4 protein-coding genes and 1 pseudogene are annotated in these 6,381 nt (G+C 72.1%); 1 reads left to right on the forward strand and 4 read right to left on the reverse strand.

Annotated elements, in window-relative coordinates; translation table 11 throughout:
• Positions 1–142 precede the first annotated feature (142 nt).
• Positions 143–1,513 carry an asparagine synthase-related protein gene (locus ACFXAM_RS23210; protein WP_380294137.1) on the reverse strand — a complete coding sequence of 457 codons (1,371 nt, stop codon included), beginning with the start codon at positions 1,511–1,513 and terminating at the stop codon, positions 143–145.
• A 279-nt stretch (positions 1,514–1,792) separates the two neighbouring features.
• Entirely contained in the window at positions 1,793–1,951 is a 159-nt protein-coding gene (locus ACFXAM_RS23215; protein ID WP_380294138.1) for a hypothetical protein, read from the reverse strand.
• A gap of 395 nt (positions 1,952–2,346) precedes the next feature.
• Here ACFXAM_RS23215 and ACFXAM_RS23220 point away from each other — a divergent pair, with 395 nt between their 5' ends.
• Complete coding sequence (locus tag ACFXAM_RS23220; RefSeq protein ID WP_380294139.1) at positions 2,347–3,585, forward strand: helix-turn-helix domain-containing protein; 1,239 nt, start codon at positions 2,347–2,349, stop codon at positions 3,583–3,585.
• A gap of 74 nt (positions 3,586–3,659) precedes the next feature.
• Here the strand turns inward: ACFXAM_RS23220 and ACFXAM_RS23225 are convergent, their stop codons facing one another.
• Positions 3,660–6,218, reverse strand: a complete 2,559-nt coding sequence (locus tag ACFXAM_RS23225; protein WP_380294140.1) for an ABC transporter permease — start codon at positions 6,216–6,218, stop codon at positions 3,660–3,662.
• 74 nt (positions 6,219–6,292) lie between these two features.
• Positions 6,293–6,381 (reverse strand): annotated as a pseudogene (locus ACFXAM_RS23230) (ABC transporter ATP-binding protein); the annotation flags it as partial.

Raw genomic sequence — 6,381 nt, forward strand, 5'->3', positions numbered from 1 at the left:
AGGCCACCACGGCGGCCGAGCGGCGGACGGCGACCGCGCTGCTGCCCGAGGCCGCAGGGACGGGCGCCCCCGTGGGGGGGGGGGGGCGGCTTGCTGTCTCGGGGGGGGCGGGGGGTCGGCGCCCCCCGCGCCCCCGACGGGCTCAGCGGCCGGTGAGTGCCGAATCCGCGAGGAGAGCGAACACGACCTCCCGGTCCGCGCGGGAGTCGTCCCGGCGGCAAAGGCGGTCGGCGACGGCCTTCAACTCGACGGGGTCGGTGATCCCGGCCTCGATCAGGGGTGACCCCTGATCGAGGAGCCGGTGGATACGGGCCGGGCCGTGGCGGCGCATCGCGAGCGTCATGACGTGGCCGAAGTTCTCCGGGATCGGCGGTCGGGCGATGTGTGGCGGGAGGCCGGCGCGGTCGATGGTCTCACGCAGGAGGCGCTTGTCACGGCGCCACTCGGCGGGCATCCACTCGGAGAACCGGATCAGAGCCGGGTCCGTCAGAGGGTGTACGGGCCAGATCCCGCGCCGCAGGAGCGGGGCCGCGACGCCGGCCTTCGCCATGAGCGCCGTCTCGGGGACCACGGCTGCCGGGGTGATGCCGCGGTCCACCTCCGCGAGCAGTCCGCGGGCGGTGGGGCCGAGCCATGGTGGAACGCCGAGGTCCGGACCCGTGACGCCTCGGGGCTTCTCGGCGGTGGTGAAGGACATGAGTTCGTCACCGCCGATGCCGGTGAAAAGGGTCTTGACCCCACGGCTGGACAGGAGGTCGGACAACCGGTCGATCGCGTCGAGGTAGAGGTCTCCGTACGGGGAGACGCGGCCGGGGCGCGAGTACCAGGAGGTCGGGCCGTAGGGGAGGTGATCCATGGCGGGGACCAGGACATCGCGCCAGGAGGCGCCGATGTGCCTGAGGATCACGGCTCGGCGCTCGGTCTGTTGCCTGCCTCGTTCGCCGTCGAGGACGACCGCCCCGGCGGTGACGTGATGACCCGGAAGGGCGGCGGCGAGGGCGAGGGCGATGTTCGTGGAGTCAAGGCCTCCGGAGAGCTGAACGCCGGTGCTGGGGCCGTCCCACGGATGCCGGGCGACGAGGTGACCGAGTAGCCGGATGAACGCGGGGACGGGGTCGGCGTCGGCCCGCAGGGTCCGGGCACGGGTGTGCTCGGCCGGCTCCGGAAGCCGGAGGGTGAGTGCACCATCCCGGGCGAGGTGCGCGGTCGCCCGTTCGGTCAGGAGGTGGATTCCCCGCCAGAACGTCGCGGGTGTGTACCGGGTCCGCAGGGACACCCGGCGGGTGATCTCCAGCAGGTCGAGGCCGGTGTCGGCGGCCTGCTCGTGAACGCTGAGCAGGTCCCACGATCCGTAGAGGGTGCCGGCCCTGGTGGTGAGGTGGATCGGCGCGGTGCCGGCGGTGCCGGTGGCGATCTCGGCGGTGCCGGTCCGGGTTGTTTCGACGGTGATCCAGTCGTCGCGTTCGGCCCGGGCTGTCGCGAGGGCGGAGTCGTAGGAGCCGGCGTCGACCATGAGGGGGCCGACATCGGCTCTGCCGGATCCGGCTGCGGTAGCGCTCGTGATGAGTGCGGTTCGGGTCCCGTCGGTGATCGCCCGGGCATCGGTCATCGGGTGCGCGTACGGCTCGGCCCACGAGGCGCCGCACCGCCACCGGCTTCGTGACCACTGCCACGGGTAGCGGGCGATGTCGGACGGATCCAGTCGGAGGTTGAGCATCGTTCCCCTTGTCCACGAGGTGTGAGAGAGGACGGCCCGGCTCCGACCGCCGTGCGGCGGCCGGAGCCGGTGTACTCAGACCTCGAAGGAGTCGTAGGTCTGCGGGGCGTCGCTGCTGCCGCCCTTCTTCTTGTACTCGTAGCGGTCGGTGGTCTCGGTGACGTAGACCTCGGGCTCGCCCTCGAACAGGCCCTCGGTGACCTCATCGAGGGCCGACGTGGTGGCGGTGGTCATGGCTCTGCTCCCTTCGCTGGTGCCGGGGCGGTGCGATGGTTCGGCACGCCGCTCCGTGACACCGGCGGTGCGGGCGGCGTGCCCGGTGCCGGCCGTTCTCGTCGGCACCGCATCCGGTCCGGTTGGGTGTGCCGCCGGCCGGGCCGGAAGTTCGTGGTCGCTGCCGGCCGCGCTCTCCGGCGGGGAGACACGCGAGCAGCGCTGTGTCACACGTCGGGAACGTAGTGTGACGTCAGGTTGGTGAGGGGGACTGCTTGTCCCCCTCACCCACTGCGCCCCCCTCGCTACCCGCCGGAAAGGGCTGCCTCCCGACAGTGCGCCGCCCTACGGTGGGAGAGTCGCCGCCACCGGGCAGTTGAGTACTGCCTGATGGCGGCTCAGCCGAGGAGAGGCACATGTCCGAACTGCCCGAGGAACTGTCCATCGGTGAGCGCATCCGCGTCCTGCGCGAACGACGTGGGATGACACGCCCTGTCTTGGCCGGCCTGGTCGGCCGGAGCACGGACTGGCTGAAGAAGATCGAGAGCGGCGAGAGGCTGCTCTCCTCGCACAACATGCTCCTGAAGGTCGCCCTTGCCCTGCGCGTCAGTGACCTCACGGCGATCACGGGACCGTCCGCGACCGCACAGCCCGTCAACACCGGTCGTCTGTTCCACCCGGCGTCGGCCGCCGTGTGGGCGGCACTCCTGGAACGCGGTACCCGTCCACCGGTCGCGTTGCCGCCGGGGGCAACGGCCGCCGACCACGCCGCCGACGTCGACGCCGGGTGGAGACTCTGGCACAAGGCGGCGAACAACCGGACCGACGTCGGCCACATCGCCCCCGACCTGATCCGTCATGGTGAAGCCCTCACCCGGGTGGTCACCGGGGAGGAACGGCGAACCGCGCTGGTCGCCCTCGCCGCCGCGTACCGGCTGGCCCAGCAGGTCATCGCCTACATCGGGCCGGCCGAGGCCGTGTGGATGCTCGGTGACCGGGCGATGGCCACCGCCGCCGAAGCCGACGACCCCGCCGCCATGGGAGCCGCCGCGTGGAACCTCGCGAACACCATGCGTGCCGTGGGCGAGCACGAAGGCGCGATGATGTTGGTGACCACCGCCGCCGATCGCCTCCGTGCGCACCTCGCCGAGGCTCCGCCGCACTGGCGAGGCGTGTACGGAGCACTGCACTTGAGTGCCTCGATCACCGAAGCCCGCGACGGCCGCGACGGCTCCGCGTGGAACCACTGGGACACCGCCGTCCAGGTCGCGAAGTCCCTTCCGACCGGATATGCCGAACTCTCCACCGTCTTCGGCCGGGCGAACGTCGACCTCCACGCCGTCAGCATCGCCACCGAACTTCGCAGCTCGGGCAAGGCCCTGACGCTCGCGGACGAGATCGACCCCGACTCGATCCCCTCGGCCGAACGCCGTACCCGACTATGGGTGGACGCGGCCCGCTCCCACTTGGACCGCGGCGACCGCACGGCCGCGCTGCACGTCATGGGCGTCGCGCTCAAGATCAGCCCGGAGACGGTGAAGTTCACTCCGCAAGCGCGGTCGGTTGCGGCCGACCTCTGGCGCAAGGCCCCCCGCTCGATGCGACAGGAGACGCTGGAGCTCGCCGAGACGGTCGGCATCCTCACTGGCTCCTGAACCACGGCGCCCGACAGCGCGGCGCCCGCCGGGAGTGATCCCGGCGGGCGCCGTGGGTTCCGCGGCGGGGGCGGCTACTCGCTCTTGATCGCGCCCAGGATGTCCATCCGGGCGGCGCGGCGGGCCGGCCAGAGGGCGGCCAGCAGGCCGATCACGGCGGCAGCGGCCAGGAAGAAGGCGATCTTGCCCGGCGGGACCACCAGGGTCATGTTCTTGAACGAGTCCGCGAGGGTGCGGGTGCCGGCCCAGGCGGTGACGATGCCGAGCAGGATGCCGACGACGCCGCCGAACAGCGCGATCATCAGCGACTCCAGCCGGACCATCCGGCTGATGCCGCGGCGGTCCAGGCCGATCGCCCGCAGCATGCCGATCTCCCGGCGGCGCTCGAACACCGACATGGCCATGGTGTTGATGACGCCCAGCACCGCGACCACCACGGACATGCCCAGCAGGCCGTACATGATGTTCAGCAGGGCGGTCACCAGCTGGCTGTTCTCGGCCTTGATGTCCTTCTCGCCCTTGACGCTGATCAGCGGGTTGCCGCCGGTGGCGTCGCGCAGCGCCTGCTTGAGCTCGGGGGTCGCACCGTCGGCGCCCTTGACCAGGACCTTCTTCAGGCCGGAGCCGGCGGCGGCGTGCGCGCCGACCACCTGCTCGGGGGCGATGACCCCGGCGACCTCGGTGTTCTGCTCGACCAGGCCGCCGACGGCCAGGGTGCCGCGGCTGCCGTCGGGGTAGGTGATGTCGAGCGTCGAGCCGACCGTCAGGTCGTTGCGCTCGGCGTAGCCGGTGGTGGCGAGCAGCTTGCCCTGCCGGAGGGAGTCGGCGGCGCCGGTGGTGACCCTGAGGTCGACCAGCTGGTCGAAGGTGGTGGCGTCCACGGCGGTCAGCCAGGTGGTGTCGCCGTCGGCGACGGCCTTGACCGGCACCTCGCGCACCGCGCTGACCATGGTGACCCCGGCGGTCTTCGCGATCTGGCCGGAGACCTCGGGGGAGAGCATGGAGAAGTTCTCCATGGCGACGGCGTAGTCGGCCTTCAGGTCGACCTCGGTGGCCTCGTCGACGGCCTTGTTCACCGAGGCGCCGACCACGGTCAGCGCGGTGATCAGGGTGACGCCGATGGTGAGCGCGGAGGCGGTGGCGGCGGTGCGGCGCGGGTTGCGCACGGCGTTCTCGCGGGCCAGCTTGCCGGGCGTGCCGAACAGCTTGCGCAGCACCGGGGCGAACAGCGCGATCACCGGGCGGGACAGCAGCGGGGTGAGCACGAACACGCCGATCATCAGCGCGCCCGCGCCGAGCGCGACCACGTTGACCTCCTTGGCGGCCGCGCCACCGAACAGGGCCGCGACGCCGGCGGCGGCGAAGAGCAGCCCGATGACGTTCCGCACCAGCAGGGACTTCTGGGTGGCCGGCTGCTCGGCCGAGCTCATCGCGGCGACCGGGGCGATCCGGGAGGCGCGCAGCGAGGGCAGCCAGGCGGCGAGCACGGTGACCACGGTGCCGACGAGGATCGAGGCGATCACCGTGGACGGGGCGATCACCAGCGGGCCGGTGGGCATGCCGGTGTCCAGCGAGCCGATCACGGCCTGCAGCCCGGCGGCGATGCCGATGCCGGCGACCAGGCCGCCGATCGAGGCGGTCAGGCCGACCAGCACGGCCTCGGCCAGCACGGAGAAGGTGATCTGCTTGCGGCTGGCGCCGACGGCGCGCAGCAGGGCCAGCTCCTTGGTGCGCTGGGCGACCAGCATGGTGAAGGTGTTGGCGATGATGAAGATGCCGACGAAGAGCGCGATGGCGGCGAACATCAGCAGGGCGGTGGACATGCCCTTGGTGCCGGCCTCGATCATCCGGTCCTGCTCGTCGGCGAGTTCGCGGCCGGTGCGGGCCTCCAGGTCGTCGGAGGCGGGCAGGGTCCGCTCGACGGCGGCGAGCAGCGCGTTGTCGTCGGTGCCGGGCTCGGCCTTGACGTCGATCTCGGCGAAGCGGTCCGGGGCCAGGTAGAGCTGCTGGGCGGTGGCGGTGTCGAAGGCGGCGAGCGAGCCGCCGGAGAGCACCCGCGGGTCGTTGGTGGTCACGGTGCCGGTGAGCTTCAGCTCCATGACCGGCCCGTTGACGGCGATCCGCACGGTGTCGCCGACCTTGTAGTCGCCCTTCTCGGCGGTCTTGGCGTCCAGCGCCACCTCGCCGGAGCTGCGCGGGCCGCGGCCGTCGACCAGCGGGTAGCGCGGGTCGGTGCCGTCGGCGCCGGGGACGTAGTTGGTGCCGGTGGTGGAGAAGCCGTTGCCGATCAGCGCACCCTTGCGGTCGGCGATGCCGGCGAAGCCGCTGACCACGCCGCGGGCCTCGGCGGCGCCGGGCAGCGCGGCGATCGCCTTGCGGGTGTCCTCGGTGAGGGAGGGGCCGCCGCTGGTCCGGTTGCCGTGGTCGTACCCCTTGCCGACGGCGGCGCCGTCGCTGACGGTGACGGCGATGTCGGTGTAGCTCTTGGCGCTCTGGGAGCGCATGGCGTTGCCGAAGGTGTCGGTGAAGACGAGGGTGCCGGCCACGAAGGCGGTGCCGAGCAGGACGGCGAGCGCCGTCATCAGCAGTCGGGCCTTGTGGGCCAGCACATTGCGCAGTGCGGTGCGGTACATGGGGTGGTGTCAGTCCTGGGGGTCGTGGGGACGGCGGCCGGTTCGGGGCCGGGTCGGGCGGCGGACGGGGGGCGTCAGCTGGTGCGGCCCTTGGCGTCGAAGCGGCGCATGCGGTCCAGGACGGCGTCGGCGGTCGGGTGGGTCAGTTCGTCGACGATGCGGC

Origin of the sequence: Kitasatospora sp. NPDC059462 (assembly GCF_042749955.1) — a bacterium.
Lineage (GTDB): Bacteria > Actinomycetota > Actinomycetes > Streptomycetales > Streptomycetaceae > Kitasatospora.